Source organism: Variovorax sp. Soil_C_26 (assembly GCF_057657075.1).
The window spans coordinates 1-21,092 of the sequence record NZ_JBDGJC010000009.1 but is presented as its reverse complement, the minus strand read 5'-3'; the positions used below and the strand labels follow the sequence as shown (position 1 = coordinate 21,092).

General features: G+C 65.9%; 16 protein-coding genes and 2 tRNA genes. 2 read left to right on the top strand and 16 right to left on the bottom strand.

Translation table 11 applies throughout. From position 1 onward, the window contains the following. The first annotated feature begins 6 nt into the window (after positions 1-6). Both AC3A6G_RS22310 and AC3A6G_RS22305 read left to right on the top strand, forming a co-directional pair. Positions 7-1,008 carry a tripartite tricarboxylate transporter substrate binding protein gene (locus AC3A6G_RS22310; protein WP_487874574.1) on the top strand — a complete coding sequence of 334 codons (1,002 nt, stop codon included), beginning with the start codon at positions 7-9 and terminating at the stop codon, positions 1,006-1,008. Between the two features lie 30 nt (positions 1,009-1,038). Next, positions 1,039-2,472, top strand: coding sequence for an FAD-dependent oxidoreductase (locus AC3A6G_RS22305; protein ID WP_487874573.1), 1,434 nt, complete (start codon positions 1,039-1,041; stop codon positions 2,470-2,472). 69 nt (positions 2,473-2,541) lie between these two features. Here the strand turns inward: AC3A6G_RS22305 and AC3A6G_RS22300 are convergent. The 16 genes from AC3A6G_RS22300 to AC3A6G_RS22225 all read right to left on the bottom strand — a co-directional run. Then, positions 2,542-2,617: transfer RNA gene (locus tag AC3A6G_RS22300), tRNA-Phe, on the bottom strand. 18 nt (positions 2,618-2,635) lie between these two features. Beyond that, a complete protein-coding gene (locus AC3A6G_RS22295; RefSeq protein ID WP_487861877.1) occupies positions 2,636-3,337 on the bottom strand; it encodes a response regulator in 702 nt (233 codons plus the stop codon). Between the two features lie 102 nt (positions 3,338-3,439). After that, on the bottom strand, positions 3,440-5,776 hold the full coding sequence (locus tag AC3A6G_RS22290) for a sensor histidine kinase (RefSeq protein WP_487874572.1): 2,337 nt from the start codon (positions 5,774-5,776) through the stop codon (positions 3,440-3,442). Then, a complete protein-coding gene (locus AC3A6G_RS22285) occupies positions 5,773-6,432 on the bottom strand; it encodes a DUF4390 domain-containing protein (protein WP_487861879.1) in 660 nt (219 codons plus the stop codon). The genes AC3A6G_RS22290 and AC3A6G_RS22285 overlap by 4 nt, the downstream gene beginning before the upstream one ends. Next, positions 6,410-7,801: a 16S rRNA (cytosine(967)-C(5))-methyltransferase RsmB gene (gene rsmB, locus AC3A6G_RS22280; protein WP_487874571.1), complete on the bottom strand. Its 1,392-nt coding sequence runs from the start codon at positions 7,799-7,801 to the stop codon at positions 6,410-6,412. Before rsmB ends, AC3A6G_RS22285 begins: the two co-directional genes overlap by 23 nt. Before the next feature lie 110 nt (positions 7,802-7,911). Beyond that, complete coding sequence (locus tag AC3A6G_RS22275) at positions 7,912-8,568, bottom strand: LemA family protein (protein WP_487861881.1); 657 nt, start codon at positions 8,566-8,568, stop codon at positions 7,912-7,914. Between the two features lie 122 nt (positions 8,569-8,690). Next, positions 8,691-12,920 (bottom strand): DNA-directed RNA polymerase subunit beta', encoded by a 4,230-nt coding sequence (rpoC, locus tag AC3A6G_RS22270; protein WP_487861882.1) that lies wholly within the window; start codon positions 12,918-12,920, stop codon positions 8,691-8,693. Positions 12,921-12,940: 20 nt separating this feature from the next. Next, positions 12,941-17,065, bottom strand: coding sequence for a DNA-directed RNA polymerase subunit beta (gene rpoB / locus AC3A6G_RS22265; RefSeq protein ID WP_487861883.1), 4,125 nt, complete (start codon positions 17,063-17,065; stop codon positions 12,941-12,943). A 249-nt stretch (positions 17,066-17,314) separates the two neighbouring features. Continuing rightward, the gene (rplL, locus tag AC3A6G_RS22260; RefSeq protein WP_487861884.1) at positions 17,315-17,692 is read right to left on the bottom strand and encodes a 50S ribosomal protein L7/L12; all 378 of its coding nucleotides are present in this window, start codon (positions 17,690-17,692) and stop codon (positions 17,315-17,317) included. 43 nt (positions 17,693-17,735) lie between these two features. Next, positions 17,736-18,272, bottom strand: a complete 537-nt coding sequence (gene rplJ / locus AC3A6G_RS22255; RefSeq protein ID WP_487861885.1) for a 50S ribosomal protein L10 — start codon at positions 18,270-18,272, stop codon at positions 17,736-17,738. 249 nt (positions 18,273-18,521) lie between these two features. Then, positions 18,522-19,220: a 50S ribosomal protein L1 gene (rplA, locus tag AC3A6G_RS22250; protein WP_487861886.1), complete on the bottom strand. Its 699-nt coding sequence runs from the start codon at positions 19,218-19,220 to the stop codon at positions 18,522-18,524. Next, complete coding sequence (gene rplK / locus AC3A6G_RS22245) at positions 19,220-19,651, bottom strand: 50S ribosomal protein L11 (RefSeq protein WP_213958619.1); 432 nt, start codon at positions 19,649-19,651, stop codon at positions 19,220-19,222. Before rplK ends, rplA begins: the two co-directional genes overlap by 1 nt. A 139-nt stretch (positions 19,652-19,790) precedes the next feature. Next, positions 19,791-20,405, bottom strand: a complete 615-nt coding sequence (gene nusG, locus AC3A6G_RS22240; protein WP_487861887.1) for a transcription termination/antitermination protein NusG — start codon at positions 20,403-20,405, stop codon at positions 19,791-19,793. Next, positions 20,406-20,789 (bottom strand): preprotein translocase subunit SecE, encoded by a 384-nt coding sequence (secE, locus tag AC3A6G_RS22235; protein WP_487861888.1) that lies wholly within the window; start codon positions 20,787-20,789, stop codon positions 20,406-20,408. 134 nt (positions 20,790-20,923) lie between these two features. Continuing rightward, positions 20,924-20,999 (bottom strand) — tRNA-Trp (locus AC3A6G_RS22230). Positions 21,000-21,020: 21 nt separating this feature from the next. Beyond that, positions 21,021-21,092, bottom strand: a 72-nt coding sequence (locus AC3A6G_RS22225; protein WP_487861899.1) for an EF-Tu C-terminal domain-related protein, incomplete at its 5' end; no start/stop codon positions are given.

Genomic DNA, 21,092 nt, shown 5'->3' with positions numbered 1-21,092 from the left:
AGGACAATGAACCCCCGCCACGGCGCGACGCGGCGCAGCCTGCTGCAGGCCGCAGCGATGCTCGCGCTCGCACCCACGCTGCATGCACAGCAGCAGTTACAACCAACCCAGGGATTTCCGAGCAAACCGGTGCGCATCTACCTGCCGCAGCCACCCGGCGGCGCGGCCGACCGGCTGGCGCGCCTGTTCGCCGAGAAGCTCGAGGCGCGCTGGAAGCAGTCGGTGCTGGTCGAGAACAAGCCCGGCGGCGGCGTGGTGATCGGCACCCAGGCAACCGTGCGCGCCGCACCCGACGGCCACACGCTGGGCCTGCTCGGCAGTTCGCTCAGCATCAACGCGGTGCAGCGCAAGGACCTGCCCTACGACAGCGTGCGCGACCTGCAGCCGATTGCGCGCGTGGGCTACTACACCGTGGCGCTCGTCGCCGCGGCGGACTTTCCGGCCAGCAACATCCGCGAGTTGATCGCGCTCGCGAAGAAGTCACCTGCGGATGGCATTTCCTTCGGCTCGAACGGCATCGGCACCTCGGCGCAGCTCGCGGGAGAAATGCTCAACCACATGGCCGGCATCCAGCTGCAGCACGTGCCCTATAACGGCGCGGCCAAGATGTACACCGAAATCATCGGCAAACAGATTCCGATGGGCTTCTCGGTCGCGAGTTCGGCCGACATCTTCATCAAGGCCGGCCAGCTCAAGGTGCTCGGCGTGACCAGCGCGAAGCGCAGCCCGCTCTTCCCCGACTGGCCCACCATCGCCGAGACGCTGCCGGGCTACGAGGCGGTCAACTGGGCCGGCTTCGTCGCGCCGGCCGGCGTGCCGCGCGCCATCGCCGAGCGGCTCGCCAGCGATATCGGCGCGGTGCTCGCGATGCCCGACATCGCAAAGGCGCTCGCCGAAATGGGCATCGACGTCGCGCCCCAGGGACCCGACGCGTTCAAGGCCTTCATCCAGGACGAGATCCGGCGCTTTGCCGCGATCACCAAGCCGCTCGGCGCGCCGGTCAACTGATTTCCTTCCATCCTTTCTTCCTTTTTTTCCATGAACGACAGCAAGACCCATTCCTTTGCCCGCCGCATCCCGGTCGATGACGCCGAGTACGACCTCGTGGTGGCGGGCGGCGGCCCCGCGGGCACCGCAGCCGCCGTGTGCGGCGCGCGGCTCGGCCTGCGCACGCTGCTGGTCGAAGCGACCGGCTGCCTGGGCGGCATGGGCACCTCGGGGTTGGTGGCGTCGTTCGGGCCGGTGGCCGACGGCGAGCGCATGCTGGTCGGCGGCTTCATGAAAGAACTGCTCGAGACCATGTGGACGCAGAAGGCCTTCGGCCCGCACGTGGTGCCGGAGTTCCTGAATGCGCAGCTCAACCGCTGGGTGCCTTTCAAGCCCGAGCACCTCAAGCGCATCCTCGACGACTTCGCGCTGCAGGCCGGCGTGGAGCTGCGCTTCTTCACGCGCGTGGTCGAGGCCGAGATGTACGCTGGTGATGGCGACAGCAGGCGCATCGAAGGCGTGGTGCTCAGCAACGTCGAAGGGCTGCGCTACGTGAAGGCCAAGGCCTTCGTCGATGCCACCGGCGATGCCGCACTCGCCGCGCTTGCGGGTGTCGAATGCAAGGTGGTGCTGCGCGACACCGACTCGGTCGCGCCGAGCACGCTGTGCTCGCTGATCGGCGGCATGCACTGGGACGACCCGGCCTACGGCACCGACTGGCGCGGCATCGACGCGGTGAAGAACCGCACCAAGAGCGAGTTGCTGCCGCAGGCCATCGACGACGGCCAGTTCACGCAGGAAGACCGCTTCATGCCCGGCATGAACAAGATCGGCGAGCGCACCGCCACGCTCAACGCCGGCCATGTCTTCAACCTCAATCCGCTGTCGAACCGCAGCCTGTCGGATGGGATGGTGTTCGGCCGCAAGCTGGCCGTGGAGTACCTCGACTTCTATCGCAAGTACGTGCCGGGCTGCGCCGACATCGAGCTGTTGACCACCGCGCCCGTGATGGGCGTGCGCGACTCGCGCCGCATCGTCGGCGAATTCGAGCTCGGCATCGAGGACTTCCGCAACCGCCGCCAGTTCGCCGACCAGATCGCCGTGTACAACCGCCCGACGGACGTGCATCCGACCGACACCTCGAAGGCCGAGTACGAGCGCTTCATGAAGGACTTTCACGGCAAGGACAACCTCGGCCTCGGCGGCTGCGTCGGCATTCCGTACAGCATCCTCGTGCCGCGCGGCTCGGAGAACCTCTGGGTCGCGGGGCGCTGCCATTCGAGCGACACCAAGGTGCACGGCTCGATCCGCGCCCAATCGGCCGCCTACATGATGGGCCAGGCAGTGGGCACCGCCGCGGCACAGTCGATCGCGACCGGGCAGCCGGCCTGCGACCTCGACACGCGGGTGCTGGTGGAGACCTTGCGCGAGGCCGGGGCGTACCTGCCGCAGGCGGCGCTGTCGGCGAGGATGACGCGGGCGTAGCCTGGGGCCGACGAAGCACCACCAACTGAAAAGCCCCTGATTCCGTTAAGAATCAAGGGCTTAGAAGAGTGGTGGCCTGGGGCGGAATCGAACCACCGACACGCGGATTTTCAATCCGCTGCTCTACCAACTGAGCTACCGGGCCTTGGTGTGCAGCCCTAAATTATACAGCGCTTCTGCGGCCTCTTGAAAGATCGACCCCAAGTTGTTTGAGCTTGCGGTACAGATGGGTGCGCTCGAGGCCGGTCTTCTCGGCGACGCGGGTCATGGAGCCGTTCTCCATCGCGAGATGGAACTCGAAGTACGCCTTCTCGAAGCCGTCGCGCGCGTCGCGCAGCGGGCGGTCGAGGTCGAAGCTCTGGGTCGACTGCGGTCCGGCGTCGGGCACGGGAACCGATGCGAGCGAGGCCATCAGCAGGCTGTCGCCGGTGGTGGTGATCGCGACCGGCTGGCTGGTGCCGCTGGCGGGCGGCACGATGCCGGCGGCCACGCGCCGGGCGTTCTCGCGCGCGAGGCCCTGCTCCACGTTCTTGAGCAGCTTCTGCATGGTGATCGGCTTTTCGAGGAACGCGAAGGCGCCGATACGCGTGGCGTCGACCGCCGTGTCGATGGTGGCGTGGCCGCTCATCATGATGACGGGCATGGTCAGCAGGCCGGCGGCCGACCATTCCTTGAGCAGCGTCACGCCATCGGTGTCGGGCATCCAGATGTCGAGCAGCACCAGGTCGGGCCGGGCACGCTGGCGCGCTGCGCGCGCTTCGGAGGCGTTTTCCGCCAACTCCACGTTGTGGCCCTCGTCATTGAGAATTTCGAAGAGCAGGTCTCTGATGCCCAGCTCGTCGTCGACCACGAGAATGTTTGCCATGAGTGCTGCTTGTTGTCTGCGCCGGTATCTGCAAGGTGTGTCGGTACGCCCGTCGATCGGTTCATCACTCCATCGCCTGCGCGCGGCGGCATTCGCGGGCGCTCAGGTGGCGGAAGAATTCGGATCTTCGGTGTGAGCGACCGCTGTTTGCGAGCCGCTTGCCATTGCGAATGATAGCGAGACTTGGGCCCCCGCTACAGCCCCATCGACAATGCGGTTGGAAAGCTCGATGCGCGCGCCGTGCTCGTCGGCGATCTTCTTGACGACGGCGAGGCCAAGACCTGTACCTTTAGTTTTCGTCGTGACGTAAGGCTCGAAGGCGCGCTTGAGGATGTGCTCGGCAAAACCGGGGCCGCTGTCCTGCACGGTGAGGCGCACGCGCTGGCCCGAATCGCCGACGCGGGTGCGGATGACGACCTCGCCGGCGCGGCCGGTGGTGCTGGCGGCGGACTCGGCGGCGTCCTGCGCGTTCTGCAGCAGGTTGTGGATGACTTGGCGGATCTGCTGTGCGTCGCCGCGAACGGGCGGGCAGCGCTCGTCGAGCTCGGAGTGCAGCGCGACCGAGGCGTTCTCGGCGTGGTACAGCTGGAGCACGTCGACGAGCAGCGCGTTGAGGTCGACCGGCTTGAGGTCGGCCGCCGGCAGACGCGCGTAATCGCGGAACTCGTTGACGAGCCGCTTCATGGCGTCGACCTGGTCGACGATGGTCTTGACCGACTTGACGAGCACGGCCTGCTCGGGCGGCGCGACCTTGCCCGAAAGCTTCATCTCGAGCCGCTCGGCCGAGAGCTGGATCGGGGTGAGGGGGTTCTTGATCTCGTGGGCCAGGCGACGCGCGACCTCGCCCCAGGCCTGGGCGCGCTGGGCCGAGACGATCTCGGAGATGTCGTCGAACACGAGCAGCCGCGCAGCGCCCGGCAGCTCGGCGCCGCGCGCGACGATGTTGATCGCGCTGTCCTGGTGCGGCGGCAGGTCGTTGCCGGAGGCATGCAGCTCGAACGCATGCTGCCAGTGGTCGAGGCCGTGCTGCAGGCGCTCGACCTGGAACTCGTCGAACTGCTGCTGCACGCTCTGGCCGAATTCGGCGAGGCCCGGCACGCCGGCGAGCGGCATGCCTTCATAGGCAGCCAGCGGCGCCCGCAGCACGCGCGTGGCGCCGGGGTTGGTCGACAGGATGGTGCCGCTGGCGTCGAGCACGATGACGCCCGAAGTGAGGTTGTCGAGGATGGTCTGCAGGTTGGCGCGTGCGGCGTCGAGCTGGCCCATGGTTTTCTCGACGGCGCCGCGCGCGTCTGACAGCTGCTGGGTCATGACGGCGAACGAGCGCGTGAGGCCGCCGAGCTCGTCCTTGCCCTGCAGCACGGCGGTGGGGCGCAGGTCGCCGGCGGCCACCTGCCGCACGCCGTCGGCCAGCACGAGCAGCGGCCGCGCGAGCTGGTTGCCGAACAGCACCGCGAGCAGCACGGCGCCGAACACCGCCAGAAAGAGGCTCAGCGTGAGGGTGCCGATGTACATCCGACGCAGGCCCTCGCGCGCGAGCGCACGCTCCTGGTATTCGCGGTTGGCCTCCTGCACGGCGAGCGCATTGGCGACCACCGCGGGCGGCAGCGGCTGCGTGACCTGCAGGAAGCGCGGCGCGGTGTCGAAGTCGAAGCCGGGGCGCTGCACCATCGCAAGCACGCGCACGCTGGCCGGCGGCAGGCTGGCGCCGGGTGCGGCGGTTTCGTCGAGCCCTTCGATGCGCGCGACGACACGGTCGGCGCGCACCTGCCGCAGTTGCTGAATGGTCGGCCGCTCCGGGCTGAGCTGGAAGCGCGAGGTACCGGCGCTGGCCACCAACTGGCCTGTCTGCGTCCAGAGCGCGACGTCGCTGGCCTGGAGTTGGTTGCGGATGCGCTCGAGCGCGAGGCCGGCGCTGGCGTCGGGCACCTCCACCAACTGGGCGCTCGCCACGCGGGTCTTGGCGGCGAGGTCGTCCGAGAGCGAATCGAGCGTGGCGCGCCCGAGGTTGAGGCCGGCATCGAGCGCGCCTTCGACCTTGACGTCGAACCAGCTCTCGATCGAACGCGCGACGAACTGGTAGGACACCACGTAGACCAGTGCGCCCGGCACCACGCCCACGAGCGCGAAGATGGCCGCGAGCTTGATGAGCAGCCGACTGCCGAACTTGCCCTGCTGCAGCCGCCGCAGCAGGCGGAACGCGACCCAGCCGATCACGAGCACCAGCAGCACCGCGACGACGACGTTGATGCCGAACAGCCGCACGTAGTAACGCTCGTAGAGCGCACGGTTGTTGGTGGCCTGCGCGAGCAGGAACATCAGCACGAGCCCGATGGCGGTGACGAGCGCGGCACCGACGCTGACGGCCCAGCGCAGGGCGCGGGAGCGGCGCGCGGCGGGCGTGTCCGCTGCGGCGCTGCGCGGCTTGCCGATGCTCACCGCTGCTTCTCCACCGGCAGCCGGGCGCTGCGCTCGGCCACGATGTTCCAGTCGGCCTGGCCGACCACGCCAATCTGGAACGGACGCGGCAGCTGCGAGGTGTCGAGCCGGAAACGGAACATGACCTGGTGCGCCGCCTCATCGCCGATGTCGGCGACATCGCCGAGCCGCAGGCGGCCGACGCGCTTGACGGCCTCCATGGCGTCGGCGAGGCTGTCGAAGTTCTGGTTCAGCGAGACGCCGAAGCCCGCGGTGCCGTTGATCGGCACAGGCGACACATTGAGCCGCCAGCGGCGCGTGAGCGGCTGGTATGCGAGCCGCATGTGGCGCGTGACCTGGGCGACCTTGCGGTCGGTCCAGTACCAGCGCTCCTGGACGACCTCGGCCTCGGCGAGGAAGTAGATCGCGATGCCCTTGTCGAGCACCTCCTCGACCAGCGCGGGCAGCTCGAACTGCACCGCGGCGGTCAGGTAGACGCCGTCGTCGGCCTGTTCGAGGCGCATCTGCGTGACGGTCGGGGCGGCGCGAACCTGCGCGGCCGCGTCGAGCGGCAACCAGCCCGGCAGCGCCAGCAGCGCCCAGGCCAGGAACAGCGCGGCCAGGGGCGCCAGTGCACGCCGCCGGCCGCGGACTTCAGCGCGGGCGTTGTTTTTCAAGCAGGGCGTAGAAGAAGCCGTCGTGGTCACCTGAGGGATTGTCCGGGACGGCGCGGGCAATCGCCCCGCTTTGGGGGAGCAAATGGCCGGGCGAACCCGCCAATCGGGCGTTGGTGTTGTGCGCAAGGAACGCATCGATTTGTTGCGAACCCTCTTCCCTGAACACCGAACAGGTGCAATAGAGCAGCCGGCCGCCGGGCCGGACGAGGGGCCAGAGCGCGGCAAGCAAGGCAGCCTGCTGCGCAGCGAGCTGCGAGGTGTCGCTCTCGCGGCGCAGCCAGCGCACGTCGGGATGGCGCCGCACGATGCCCGAGGCGGTGCAGGGGGCGTCGAGCAGGATCGCATCGAAGGGCGTGCCGTCCCACCAGGCGGCGGGGCGCGAGGCGTCGGCCACGACGACGTTGGCGCAGAGGCCGAGCCGGCCGAGGGTGTCGTCGATGCGGCGCGCGCGCGCCGCGTCGACCTCGAGCGCGGTGACCTCGACGGCCGCGGGGCCGGCCAGCTCGAGCAGGTGCGCGGTCTTGCCGCCGGGGGCGGCGCAGGCGTCGAGCACGCGCAACGGTGCGGCAGCACTGGAAGCACCGGCCGGGGGCAGCATGCCTTCGAGCAGCAGCGGCGCGGCGAGCTGCGCGGCCGCGTCCTGCACCGAGCATTCGCCAGCAGCAAAGCCCGGCAGCTGGTGCACGGGCCGCGCGCGTGCGAGCTGCAGGCCGGCGGCGCCCACCGGCACGGCCGACAGGCCGACCGCCTCCAGGGCCAGCTGGTACGCGGCCACGCTGGTCTTCAGCAGGTTGACGCGCAAGGTCATCGGCGGCTGCGCGTTGTCGGCCGCGAGCACGCGCTGCCACTCGCGCGGATGGTCGCGCTTGAGACGCTCGATCCACCAGCGCGGATGGTTCCACTGCGCCACGGGCTCATGGTCGGTGGCGGTGACGAGCTCGTCGCGCTCGCGCAGAAAACGCCGCAGGCAGGCATTGATGAAGCTCGCCTGTGCGCGCGTGGCAGGGTTGCGCTTGGCGGCCTCAACGGCCTGGTCGACCAGGGTGAAGGGTTCGTAGGGCGAATGCTGCGCATCCCAGGCCAGCGCCAGCGCGGTGCACAACAGCGCGTCGGGCAACGGCGGCGGTGTGCGCTTGGCCAGATGGCGGCGCAGCGCCTCGGCGCGGCCGAGCCAGCGCAGCACCTGGAAGCCGAGCGCCTGCACGCCCGGGCGCAGGGCCGGCTCGACGGACTCGAACGCGACGGTGCCCGAGCTGCCGGCGCGGATCGACGCGAGCGCGGCTGCGGTCAATTGCAGCTGGCGCCACAGCGGGGGCTGCTGCCCCGGCGGGACCGCATCGGCTGAAAGGTCGGAAGGTAGGTCTGCCAAGTTGGAGCGATCGTAACGGGCGGGCGCACGGCGCTGAAAGCGCTGCGCCCCGCGAATCAATAGAAGAAGGAAAGGATACGGAGTTCCACGCGGTGCGGGCGGCTGCGACCTCAGAGCAGCGGCGCGGCCGGACGCAGCCGCACCATCCAGGCCACGAGCACGGCCGGGAACTGCATGATCGCGGCGTTGTACTGCGCCACCGCCAGGTTGAACTGGCCGCGCGCAATCTCGGCCGCGGCCGACGGCTCGGGCCAGGCCATCGGCTCCGCGGCGGTGACGGAAACCGCGGCCGCGCCGTCCTGCAACAGCGGCACGGGCCGCGAGAGCGTGCCGTCGGCATCGAAGACGGTCACCGCGTCCGGATACTGACGCTGCCAGGCGCCGATCAGCACCTGCAGCGCAGTGCCGAGCGCCGCCATGCCGCCGGGATCGAGCGGCCGCACGCGGGTCGCGCCGAGCAAGGTCGCGAGCTGGGTGGTGGCGGCCTGCAGCGGCGCCACGGCGGCTGAAAAGGCCGGCGGCGCGGAAGAAGAAGGAGAAGACGAAGAAGAGCCCGACGAAGCGCCCGGGTGCGCGCTCTCGTGCGCGCCTTCGGTGATGCGGGCCTGGACGAAGTCGAGCTGCCGGCGCAGCGCCGCATCGAGCGTGGCATAGGCCTGCAGCACGGCCGAGCGCTGGCGCACGAGCCGGTTGTAGGCACCCACGAACCAGAACAGCAGCACAGCGAGCACGACCCAGGCAGCGAATGAATCGGGCAAGAGGCTCATCGACAACGACGCTTCACGACAGCAACAGCAACAACAAGCAAGGTGCTCAACAAATAAAAACGCCCCCCGGCCGGATCGGTCGGGGGGCGTCGGATACCGGTCATGCCGGCGATGCTAACCCGTTATTCGGACGCGGCGCCTTCGCTGGCGTCGGCCGTGGTGGACTCATCGCTCGTCGAACCCGCCAGCTCGGCGGCCTCGGACTCGGCGATGGCACGGCGCTCGGCGTCGTCCATCGCGTCCTTGGCCCGGCGTGCCTGGTGGTAGGCCATGCCGGTGCCTGCGGGAATCAGGCGGCCGACGATGACGTTTTCCTTCAGGCCGCGCAGTTCGTCGCGCTTGCCCATGATCGCGGCCTCGGTCAGCACGCGCGTCGTTTCCTGGAACGACGCAGCCGAGATGAACGAGTCGGTCGAGAGCGACGCCTTCGTGATACCGAGCAGCAGGTTCGTGAACGTCGCGGGGATCTTGCCTTCGGCGCGCAGGGCGTCGTTGGTGTTGAGCATTTCGCTGCGTTCGACCTGTTCGCCGGAGATGTAGCTGGTCTCGCCGATGTTGTCGACCACGACGCGGCGCAGCATCTGGCGAACGATCACCTCGATGTGCTTGTCGTTGATCTTCACACCCTGCAAGCGGTACACATCCTGCACTTCGTCCACGATGTAGCGCGCGAGCTCTTCCGAACCCAAGAGGCGCAGGATGTCCTGCGGGTCCGCCGGACCGTCCACCACGCTCTCGCCCTTGTTCACCACCTGGCCTTCGTGCACGAGGATGTTCTTTTCCTTCGGCACGAGCTCTTCGTAGACGCCGCCTTCGGGGTCGGTGATCTGCAGGCGAATCTTGCCCTTGGTTTCCTTGCCGAACGACACGGTACCGGTCATCTCGGCCAGCATGCCCTTGTCCTTGGGCGAGCGGGCTTCGAACAGCTCGGCAACGCGCGGCAGACCGCCGGTGATGTCGCGCGTCTTCTGGCCTTCGACCGGAATACGCGCCAGCACTTCGCCGGGGCCCACGTCCTGGCCGTCGCGGATCTGCACCAGCGAGCCGATCGGGAAGCCGATCGTCACCGAGTGGTCGGTGCCCGGAATCTTCACTTCGGCGCCGGAGGCGTCGATGAGCTTCACCTGCGGGCGCACGACCTTGGCAGCGCCGCGGCGCTTCGGGTCGATCACGACCAGGGTCGACAGACCGGTCACTTCGTCCACCTGCTTGGCGACCGTGAGGCCTTCCTCGACGTTCTCGAACTGCGTCTTGCCGGCGAACTCGGTGATGATCGGGCGCGTCAGCGGATCCCAGTTGGCGAGCACGTGGCCGGCCTTGATCTGCTGGTCGGCCTTGACGGCCAGGGTCGCGCCGTACGGCACCTTGTGGCGCTCGCGCTCGCGGCCGTGTTCGTCATGGATGACGATCTCGCCCGAACGTGCAATCACCACCAGTTCGTTCTTGCTGTTGGTCACGTAGCGCATCGTGGCGTTGAAGCCGATCACGCCGTTGGACTTGGCTTCGACGCTCGAGGCCACCGCCGCACGCGATGCCGCGCCACCGATGTGGAACGTACGCATCGTCAGCTGCGTGCCCGGTTCGCCGATCGACTGCGCCGCGATCACACCGACGGCTTCGCCGATGTTGATCAGGCCGCCTCGGCCCAGGTCCCGGCCGTAGCAGGTCGCGCAGATGCCGAAGCGGGTTTCGCAGGTCAGCGCGGTACGGACCTTGACTTCGTCGACGCCCTCGGCCTCCAGGACCTCGATGTTGTCTTCGTCGAACATCTCGCCGGCCTTCAGCAGCACCGAACGGTTTTCCGGATGCAGCACATCGTCCGCAGCCGAGCGGCCCAGGATTCGGTCGCGCAGCGACTCGATCACTTCACCGCCTTCGACGATGGCGCGCATCAGGTAGCCGCCGTGCGTGCCGCAGTCCTGCTCGGTGACCACCAGGTCTTGCGTCACGTCGACCAGGCGACGCGTCAGGTAGCCCGAGTTCGCGGTCTTCAGTGCCGTGTCGGCCAGGCCCTTCCGGGCGCCGTGGGTGGAGATGAAGTACTCCAGCACGTTCAGGCCTTCGCGGAAGTTCGCGGTGATGGGCGTCTCGATGATCGAACCGTCGGGCTTGGCCATCAGGCCCCGCATGCCGGCCACCTGTCGGATCTGCGCAGCGGAACCGCGCGCGCCCGAGTCGGCCATCATGTAGATGGAGTTGAAGGACTCCTGCTCGACTTCCTTGCCGTGGCGGTCGATGACCTTCTCTTTCGAGAGCTTGGCCATCATCACCTTCGACACTTCGTCGCCGGCCTTGCCCCAGATGTCCACCACCTTGTTGTAGCGCTCGCCGGAGGTCACCAGGCCCGAGACGTACTGCTGCTCGATCTCCTTCACTTCCTTGGCGGAGCGCTCGATGATGCCGTGCTTCTCGGCAGGCACGAGCATGTCGTCGATGGCGATCGAGATGCCGGCCTTGGTCGCCAGGCGGAAGCCGTTCTGCAGCAGCTTGTCTGCGAACACCACGGTTTCCTTCAGGCCACACTTGCGGAACGAGATGTTGATGAGCTTGGAGATTTCCTTCTTCTTCAACGCCTTGTTGATGTTCGAGAACGGCAGCCCCTTGGGCAGGATCTCGGACAGCAGCGCACGGCCCACCGTGGTGTCCACGAGCGAGGTCGACGGCGTGAATTCGCCGGTTTCCTTGTTCTTGGTGTACTCGGTGATGCGCACAGCGACCTTGGCGGTCAGCTCGACCTCGTTGGCGTCGAGTGCGCGCTGAACTTCACCGATGTCGGAGAAGATCAGGCCCTCGCCCTTGCCGTTGATGCGGTCGCGGGTCGTGTAGTAGAGGCCCAGCACCACGTCCTGCGAAGGCACGATCGAGGGCTCGCCCGAGGCCGGGAACAGCACGTTGTTGGAGGCCAGCATCAGCGTGCGGGCTTCCATCTGCGCTTCCACCGACAGCGGCACGTGAACGGCCATCTGGTCGCCGTCGAAGTCGGCGTTGAACGCCGCGCAAACCAGCGGGTGCAGCTGGATCGCCTTGCCTTCGATCAGGATCGGCTCGAAGGCCTGGATGCCCAGGCGGTGCAGCGTCGGAGCACGGTTCAGCATGACCGGGTGCTCCTTGATGACCTCTTCGAGGATGTCCCAGACCACCGGCGTGCCGGATTCGACTTCCTTCTTTGCCGCCTTGATGGTGGTGGCGATGCCCATGGCTTCGAGGCGCGAGAAGATGAAGGGCTTGAACAGCTCGAGCGCCATCAGCTTGGGCAGGCCGCACTGGTGCAGCTTGAGCGTCGGGCCCACCACGATGACCGAACGGCCCGAGTAGTCGACGCGCTTGCCCAGCAGATTCTGGCGGAAGCGGCCGCTCTTGCCCTTGATCATGTCGGCCAGCGACTTGAGCGCGCGCTTGTTGGCGCCCGTCATGGCCTTGCCACGGCGGCCGTTGTCGAGCAGCGAGTCGACGGCTTCCTGCAGCATCCGCTTTTCGTTGCGCGCGATGATTTCCGGAGCCTTGAGCTCCAGCAGGCGGCGCAGACGCGAGTTGCGGTTGATGACGCGGCGGTACAGGTCGTTCAGGTCGGAGGTCGCGAAGCGGCCGCCGTCCAGCGGCACCAGCGGACGCAGGTCCGGTGGCAGCACGGGCAGCACTTCGAGCACCATCCAGTTGGGCTTGATGCCCGACTTGCGGAAGGCCTCGAGCACCTTCAGGCGCTTGGAGTTCTTCTTGACCTTGACTTCGGAGCCGGTCAGGTCGCCGCGCAGCTTCTCGATCTCGCTGTCGAGCTCGATGCCCTCCAGCAGGTCCTTGATGCCTTCGGCGCCCATTTTGGCGATGAACTCGTCACCGTATTCCTTGCGCTTCGCATCGAAGTCGTCCTCGGACATGATGCTGAACTTCTTCAGCGGGGTCATGCCGGGGTCGGTCACCACGTAGGCTTCGAAGTACAGCACGCGCTCGATGTCGCGCAGCGTCATGTCGAGCACGAGGCCCAGGCGCGACGGCAGCGACTTCAGGAACCAGATGTGCGCGCAGGGCGCGGCCAGGTCGATGTGGCCCATGCGCTCGCGGCGCACCTTGGTCTGCGTGACTTCGACGCCGCACTTCTCGCAGATCACGCCGCGGTGCTTCAGGCGCTTGTACTTGCCGCACAGGCACTCGTAGTCCTTGATGGGGCCGAAGATCTTGGCGCAGAAGAGGCCGTCGCGCTCGGGCTTGAACGTGCGGTAGTTGATCGTCTCGGGCTTCTTCACCTCGCCGAAAGACCACGAACGGATCTTCTCGGGCGAAGCCATGCCGATCTTGATGGCATCGAAATGCTCATCGGGTGTGAACTGCTTGAACAGGTCGAGTAGCGATTTCATGTGACTCTTTCCTCTTCTGATTACGAACGCTCGAGCTCGATGTCGAGGCCCAGCGAACGGATTTCCTTGACCAGCACATTGAACGACTCCGGCATGCCGGCTTCGATGGTGTGCTCGCCCTTGACGATGCTTTCGTACACCTTGGTACGGCCTTGCACGTCGTCGGACTTCACGGTCAGCATTTCCTGCAGCACGTAAGCGGCGCCGTAGGCTTCGAGCGCCCACACTTCCATTTCACCGAAGCGCTGGCCGCCGAACTGCGCCTTGCCGCCGAGCGGCTGCTGCGTGACGAGCGAGTACGGACCGGTCGAGCGCGCGTGCATCTTGTCGTCCACCAGGTGATGCAGCTTCAGGAAGTGCATGTAGCCGATGGTGACGGGACGCTCGAACTGGTCGCCGGAGCGGCCGTCGAACAGGTAGGCCTGCGTGCGCGTGTCGGTCAGGCCCTTGAGCTTGGCGATATCGTCCGGGTAGGCGAGCTTCAGCATGCCGCGGATTTCCTCTTCCGAGGCACCGTCGAACACCGGCGTCGCGAAGGTCGCGCCGGTCTGCAGATTGGCCGCCATCTCCAGCACGTCGCCGTCGCTCAGCTGGCTGAGGTCTTCCTTGCGGCCCGAGCCGTTGTAGAGCTGCTCCATGAACTTGCGCAGCTCGGCCACCTTGGCCTCCTGCTGCAGCATGTCGCCGATGCGCTGGCCGATGCCCTTGCCGGCCCAGCCCAGGTGCACTTCGAGCACCTGGCCCACGTTCATCCGCGAAGGCACGCCCAGCGGATTCAGGCAGATGTCGCACGGCGTGCCGTCGGCCATGTGGGGCATGTCCTCGACCGGAACGATCTTGGAGACAACACCCTTGTTGCCGTGGCGGCCGGCCATCTTGTCGCCGGGCTGCAGGCGGCGCTTGACGGCCAGGTAGACCTTGACCATCTTGAGCACGCCCGCGGGCAGCTCGTCGCCCTGCGTGAGCTTCTTGCGCTTTTCCTCGAAGGCGAGGTCGAAGCTATGGCGCGTCTGCTCGAGCGAGTTCTTGATCGACTCGAGCTGCGACGCCACTTCGTCGTCCGCCGGGCGGATGTCGAACCAGTGGAACTTCTCGACCGACGACAGGTAAGCCTTGTCGAGCTTGGTGCCCTTGGCCAGCTTGTTCGGGCCGCCGTTGGCGACCTTGCCCGTCAGCAGCTTCTCGATACGATCGAACGCGTCGGCTTCGACGATGCGAAGCTGATCGTTCAGGTCGAGGCGGAAGCGCTTGAGTTCGTCGTCGATGATCTGCTGGGCGCGCTTGTCGCGCGTGATGCCTTCGCGGGTGAACACCTGCACGTCGATCACGGTGCCTTGCGAGCCCTGGTCCACACGCAGCGAGGTGTCCTTCACATCGGAAGCCTTCTCGCCGAAGATGGCGCGAAGCAGCTTCTCTTCAGGCGTCAGCGTGGTCTCGCCCTTCGGCGTGACCTTGCCCACGAGCGTGTCGCCCGGTTGCACTTCGGCGCCGACATAGATGATGCCGGACTCGTCGAGGCGGTTGAGCTGCTGCTCGGCCAGGTTCGGGATGTCGCGCGTGATTTCCTCGGCACCGAGCTTGGTGTCGCGCGCCATCACCACCAGTTCCTCGATGTGGATCGAGGTGTAGCGGTCTTCAGCCACGACGCGTTCCGAGATCAGGATCGAGTCTTCGAAGTTGTAGCCGTTCCAGGGCATGAACGCGATCAGCATGTTCTGACCGAGGGCCAGTTCGCCGAGGTCGGTCGATGCGCCGTCGGCGATCACGTCGCCCTTGGCGATCTTGTCGCCGCGCTTGACGATCGGACGCTGGTGGATGTTGGTGTTCTGGTTCGAACGCTGATACTTGATCAGGTTGTAGATGTCCACACCGACTTCACCGGCAGCCGCTTCGGCGTCGTTCACGCGCACCACGACACGGGTCGCATCGACGTAGTCGACGATACCGCCACGGGTTGCCGTGACCACGGTGCCCGAGTCGACCGCGGAGACGCGTTCGATACCGGTACCGACCATCGGCTTTTCGGGGCGCAGCACGGGCACGGCCTGGCGCTGCATGTTGGCGCCCATCAGCGCGCGGTTCGCATCGTCGTGCTCGAGGAACGGCACCAGCGATGCGGCCACCGACACGATCTGCGCGGGCGACACATCCATGTACTGGACGCGCTCTGCACCGACCAGGATCGATTCGCCGGCTTCACGCGCCGACACGAGGTCACCGGTCAGCTTGCCGTCCTTGTCCAGGGCCGCATTGGCCTGGGCGATCACGTACTTGCCTTCCTCGATGGCCGACAGGTAGTCGATCTCGTTGGTGACCTTGCTGTCGGCCACGCGGCGGTACGGCGTCTCGATGAAGCCGTATTCGTTCAGGCGGGCGTACAGGGCCAGCGAGTTGATCAGGCCGATGTTCGGGCCTTCGGGCGTTTCGATCGGGCACACGCGGCCGTAGTGGGTGACGTGCACGTCGCGCACTTCGAAGCCGGCACGCTCGCGCGTCAGACCGCCCGGGCCAAGGGCCGACACGCGGCGCTTGTGGGTGATTTCAGACAGCGGATTCGTCTGGTCCATGAACTGCGACAGCTGCGAGGCGCCGAAGAATTCCTTCAGCGCGGCCGAGATCGGCTTGCTGTTGATCAGATCGTGCGGCATGAGCGGCTCTTGCTCGGCCTGGCCCAGACGTTCCTTGACGGCCTTCTCGATACGCGCGAGGCCGGTGCGGTACTGGTTCTCGGCCAGTTCGCCGACGCAGCGCACGCGGCGGTTGCCGAGGTGGTCGATGTCGTCCACTTCGCCGTTGCCGTTGCGCAGGTCGACGAGGATCTTGACCACGGCCAGGATGTCCTCGTTGGTCAGCACCATCGGGCCGGTCGATTCGTCGCGGCCGACCTTGGCGTTGAACTTCATGCGGCCCACGCGCGACAGGTCGTACGTGTCCGGGTTGTAGAACAGGCGCTGGAACAGGGCCTGCACCGCGTCTTCCGTCGGCGGCTCGCCGGGGCGCATCATGCGGTAGATGGCCACGCGCGCGGCGAATTCGTCGACCGTCTCGTCGATGCGCAGGGTCTGCGAGATGTACGCGCCCTGGTCGAGTTCGTTGGTATAGATCACCTGGATGTCCTGCACGCCGGCCGTGCGCAGCTTCTTCAGCAGCGCTTCGGTCAGTTCGTCGTTGGCCTTGGACAGGATCTCGCCGGAATCGGCGTCGACGATGTTGCGTGCGATCACGCGGCCGATCAGGAAGTCTTCAGGCACGCTGATGTGCGTGGTTTCCGACTGCTCGAGTTCACGCGTGTGGCGCGCGGTGACGCGCTTGTCCTTGGCGACCACGACCTTGCCCGACTTGTCGGTGATGTCGAAGCGCGCGACTTCGCCGCGCAGGCGCTCGGGAACGAATTCCATCTGCGCGCCGCTGTCCATCAGGCGGAAGTTGTCGTTCACGAAGAAGTTCGCGAGGATCGATTCCGGGTTCAGGCCGATGGCCTTCAGCAGGATCGTCACCGGCATCTTGCGGCGGCGGTCGACGCGGAAGTACAGCATGTCCTTCGGGTCGAATTCGAAGTCGAGCCACGAGCCGCGGTAGGGAATCACGCGAGCCGAGAACAGCAGCTTGCCCGAGCTGTGCGTCTTGCCCTTGTCGTGTTCGAAGAACACGCCGGGCGAACGGTGCAGCTGCGAGACGATCACGCGCTCGGTGCCGTTGATGATGAACGAACCCTTGTCGGTCATGAGCGGCACTTCGCCCATGTAGACCTCTTGTTCCTTCACTTCCTTGACCACCTTCGACTGCGAAGTCGACGACTCGCGGTCATAGATGATCAGCTGAACCTTGGCGCGCACGGCCGAGGCGAAGGTCAGGCCGCGGGTCTGGCACTCGCGCACGTCGAAGGCGGGTTTCGCGAGGTTGTACTCGAGGAACTTCATCTCGACAAAACCATTGTGCGAGACGATCGGGAACGCGGCGTCGAACGCGGCCTGCAAGCCTTCGACGGTGCGTTGTTTGGGGGCGATGCCGGCTTGCAGGAACGCGGTGTACGCGTCTTTCTGCATCTGCAGCAGGTAGGGGATTTCGACGACGCTATCGCGGTTACCGAAACTTTTTCGGATGCGCTTGCGTTCGGTGTAACTGTACGCGGACGATTGGGCCATGAGAGCTCCGGAGCTTGAGATCTTCAGCGACTTGTCAGCGGTGCCGAGGCACCACTGCTTGGCGGCTGGCCACTACCAGCCGTTGGCGGACGGCGATGCGTTGCACATCGCCCGAACCAAGGGGTCTTCTGCAGTCGGGGTCAGAAAACACTCAAAAATCGCCTTGAGGGGCGGTTTTTGAGTGCGCTCTGAAAGCGGCAAAGGCTGGAGGGCCTTTCCAGGCGCCTCCAGCCCTCTAGGGGGACTGAATTACTTCAGTTCCACCTTGGCGCCGGCTTCTTCCAGCTTCTTCTTGGCAGCTTCGGCGTCAGCCTTCGACAGGCTTTCCTTGACAGCCTTGGGAGCGGCTTCCACCAGATCCTTGGCTTCCTTGAGGCCCAGGCCGGTGATTTCGCGCACGGCCTTGATGACCGACACCTTGTTCGCGCCGACTTCGGCGAGCACAACGTTGAATTCGGTCTGCTCTTCGGCGGCAGCAGCGGCAGCACCGCCACCCGCGGCGGCCGGAGCGGCCATTGCAGCGGCGCTCACGCCGAACTTCTCTTCGATGGCTTTCACCAGGTCGTTGAGTTCCAGGACCGTCATGCTGTCGAGCGCGGTCAGAAATGCGTCTTTATCGAATGCCATTTTTGTTTCCTAACAATTGGGTTGAATTTTTCAAACGCAAGGCTTACGCCGCTTGCGCTTCTGCCGGTGCATCGGCAACGGGTGCAGCTTCGCCACCACCACGCTTCTCGGCCAGTGCCGCGAGCACGCGGGCGGTCCGGGAAATCGGGGATTGCATCAAGCCCAGCAATTGCGCCAGCAGCACTTCCTTGGAAGGGATGTTGGCCAGTTGCTTCACGCCGTCGACGTCCAGGGCCTTGCCGCCGAATGCGCCACCGCGAATCACCAACTTGTCGTTGGTCTTCGCGAAATCGGCCACCACCTTGGCGGCGGCCACTGCGTCTTCGGAAAAGCCATAGATCAGCGGGCCGGTCATCTGGTCGCCGATGACTTCGAATGCGCTACCAGCGACAGCACGGCGTGCCAGCGTGTTCTTCAACACGCTGAGGGTCACACCCTTGCTGCGAGCTTCGCTGCGCAGTTTGGTCATATCGGCCACCGTGATGCCACGGTATTCCGCCATCACGAGCGTTTGAGCTTTAGCGGCGAGGCTGGTCACGTCACTGACGACCGCTTCTTTCTCACTGCGATTCAGACTCAAGGTCTACTCCTTTTAATGCGACCTTCGGCCGGGGCCTCGGATCGCGCTACATGCAGCGACCAACTGTTTCGGAACAAATCCTTGCAGCGGGATCGCCATCTGCGCTGGCCGCCGGACAAAAGGTCCGGCCATTAAGTGCAGGCACCCTGCACGCCAGCGGTCTTGGATGGCCCACGGCAACCGAAGCCGCCGCGACCCACCACATTCGCCCCGCCCCTCACCGTCAGGCCAGGGGCGGAGCCAATCTCATCAGCTCGCCGAGATGGTCTGCGTGTCCACGCGGACACCCAGGCCCATGGTCGACGACACAGCCACCTTGCGCAGGTACACGCCCTTGCTGGTCGCGGGCTTGGCCTTGACCAGCGCGTCGATCAGCGCTGCAAGGTTGCCTTGCAGCTTGTCGTTGTCGAACGAGCGGCGGCCGATCGTGCCGTGCACGATACCGGCCTTGTCGACGCGGAACTGGACCTGGCCGGCCTTGGCGTTCTTCACGGCCGTGGCGACGTCCGGGGTCACGGTGCCGACCTTCGGGTTGGGCATCAGGCCGCGCGGGCCGAGGATCTGGCCGAGCGTACCGACCACGCGCATCGCGTCAGGCGCGGCGATCACGACGTCGAAAGGCATGTCGCCCGCCTTGACCATCGCAGCCAGGTCGTCCATGCCGACGATGTCGGCGCCGGCGGCCTTGGCTTCGTCGGCCTTGGCGCCCTGGGCGAACACGGCCACGCGCTTGGTCTTGCCGGTGCCGTTGGGCAGCACGACGGCGCCACGCACGACCTGGTCCGACTTCTTCGCGTCGATGCCGAGCTGCACGGCCACATCGATCGATTCGTCGAACTTGGCGGTGGCGGCTTCCTTGACGAGGATGATCGCGTCACCGAACGGGTACAGCTTGGTGCTGTCGACCTTGCCTTCGAGCGACTTCTGCTTCTTGGTGTTCTTGGCCATTACACGCCCTCCACATTCACGCCCATCGAGCGGGCCGTACCGGCGATGGTGCGAACTGCTGCGTCCATGTCGGCCGCGGTCAGGTCTTTCATCTTGGTCGTTGCGATTTCTTCGAGCTGCGCGCGCGTGATCTTGCCGACCTTGTCGGTGTGCGGACGTGCCGAGCCCTTGTCGAGCTTGATCGCCTTCTTGATCAGGACGCCGGCCGGCGGCGACTTGATGATGAAGGTGAAGCTCTTGTCGGCGAAGGCGGTGATGACCACCGGCAGCGCCAGACCCGGCTCGTAGCTCTGGGTCTGCGCGTTGAACGCCTTGCAGAACTCCATGATGTTCAGACCACGCTGGCCCAGTGCGGGACCGATCGGTGGTGACGGGTTGGCCTTACCAGCTGGCACTTGCAGCTTGATGAAGCCGACGATTTTTTTCGCCATGCTTTGCTCCTTGCGGGTGATATCGCCTCGGCATCGGCCGCGGCTCCCCGGGGTTGAACGACTCTTCTGTCAAGGCCGCGCGCCGAGTCGGACAAGCGCGCAGCCGGAAAACGGTTCTGGCCCGCAGGCCAGCAGGGACTCAGGTCTTTTCGACCTGGCTGAATTCGAGCTCCACGGGCGTCGCACGGCCGAAGATCATGACCGACACGCTGACCTTGCTCTTCTCGTAGTTGACGTCTTCGACGGTGCCGTTGAAGTCGGTGAACGGGCCTTCCTTGACGCGCACGAACTCACCCACGGTGAACTCGACCTTGTGGCGCGGCTTCTCGGTGCCCTGCTGCATCTGGCTAACGATGTCCTCGACCTCTTTCTGCGAGATCGGGGCCGGGCGGTTCTTGGCGCCACCGACAAAACCCGTCACCTTGTTGGTGTGCTTCACCAGGTGCCAACTCTCGTCGTCCATGATCATCTCGACCAGCACATAGCCCGGGAAGAAGCGGCGCTCGGTAGTGCGCTTCTGGCCGTTCTTGATCTCGACCACTTCTTCGGTCGGAACCAGGATGCGGCCGAACTTGTCCTGCATGCCGGCGCGGTTGATGCGCTCGGTGATGTTGCGCTCGACGGCCTTTTCCATGCCCGAATAGGCATGCACCACGTACCAACGCAGGTCGGGGTTGGCGGCGGGAGGCAGCAACGAGGCAGGCGCCTCTTCGGCGCCGCCCGGCGTGGTTTCTTCAACTGCGTCGTCTGTCATTTATTTTCTCCAGCCCAGAATGAGGTCGAAAAACACCCATTCGAGCGTCTTGTCGGTGAGCCAGAGGAAGACGGACATGACCGCCACGAAGGCGAACACATAGGCCGTCATCTGTATCGCTTCCTTGCGGGTCGGCCAGACGACCTTCTTGACTTCGCGCCAGGAGTCGCGGCCAAAAGCCCACAGCTGGCGCCCATTCTCCGAACTGCCGAAGGCGCCCACAGCGGCGGCCAGACCGAGCAGCAGCGCGCCCCATTGCACCAGCGAGCCGTGGCGCGCAAGCAGGTAGAACGCAACGATGGCGCCCACTGCCAGCAGCACTGCCGCAGCCAGCTTGGCCTTGTCGGCGCCCGTGCTCACGGTTTCGATTTGAGAAGTGGCCATGTTCGGCTGGTTTCCTGTGGCCCTGCGGCCTTCAATTCAATGCGCCTCTTGAGACGCCGAAGCCCATCGGGTCACGATGGGCTTTTTCGAGCTTCCCACCGGTGTGCGGCAGGCTCTGCGGGATGCCACCTAGGTGGCAGGGGCAGTAGGAATCGAACCTACAACCTTCGGTTTTGGAGACCGACGCTCTGCCAATTGAGCTATACCCCTCCGGAACTCTTTGTGCCCGGCTTAGATGTCGAGGATCTTTGCCACGACGCCCGAACCCACGGTGCGGCCGCCTTCACGGATGGCGAAGCGCAG